Here is an 863-nt window from a genome sequence, read left to right on the forward strand (position 1 = left end):
GTGGCGAAGCTGTGGCGCAGCGTGTGGGGCGAGACGCGCTTCTTGATGCCGGCCGCTTCCGCGGCCTCGTGGACGGCGCGGCTCAGCTGACGCGTCGACAACGGCTCCAAGCTGTTCATCCCGGGGAACAGCCAGCCATGGGGCAGCATCACGCCGCGGCGCCGGCCCTCGCGCCACCACTGCCGGAGCAACTCCAGCAGCTGCGGCGACAGCATCGCGTTGCGATCCTTGCGGCCTTTGCCCTGTTCGACCCGGATCAGCATGCGGGTGCTGTCGACGTCGCCGGTCTTGAGGCCGACCACCTCGGACACACGCAGGCCGGCCCCGTAGGCGACCCCGAGCGCGGCCCTGTACTTCGGGCCGCGTGCCGCTTCGAGAAGCCGTCCGACCTCCTCGACGTTCAGCACGGTCGGGAGCTTCTGGGCGTAGCGCACCAGCACGAGGCGCCGCGACAGGTCCGGCCGATCCAGCGTCACGGTGAACAGGAAGCGCAGAGCCGACACCGAGCCGTTGATCGTTGGCGGCTGCACGCCGCTGCCGGCCTGGTGAACCTGGAAACGGCGGACGTCCTCCGCCGTCGCGGTCTCGGGCGAACGGCTCAGGAAGGCCGCGAAGCTCCGGACGAACATGATGTAGTTGCGCTGGGTGTCCTCGTGCAGGCCGCGCATGGCCATGTCGTCGAGCATGCGGCGGCGGAGTGGGCTGACGGGAACAGAGGCTTGCTGTTGAGACATCGGGTGTCCTCGCGAGATGAGGGGTGGACCCTCATGCTCGGAGGCCGGCCAAACCGGCTCAAGCGCTCGCTCAGATCTCCAGGTGTGCTCTTCCTCTCAGGAAGCCCTCCCGCGAGAGCGGGTTCGTCC

Annotated in this window: 1 protein-coding gene; it reads right to left on the bottom strand. The window is 68.9% G+C overall.

Translation table 11 applies throughout. The features are described 5' to 3' along the window. Window positions 1-734 (bottom strand): tyrosine-type recombinase/integrase (locus P7D22_RS23260; RefSeq protein WP_319936612.1); only part of this gene is annotated, 734 nt, incomplete at its 3' end. Window positions 735-863: the final 129 nt, after the last annotated feature.

The sequence above is a fragment of the Lichenihabitans sp. Uapishka_5 genome (genome assembly GCF_033947565.1).
GTDB lineage: Bacteria > Pseudomonadota > Alphaproteobacteria > Rhizobiales > Beijerinckiaceae > Lichenihabitans.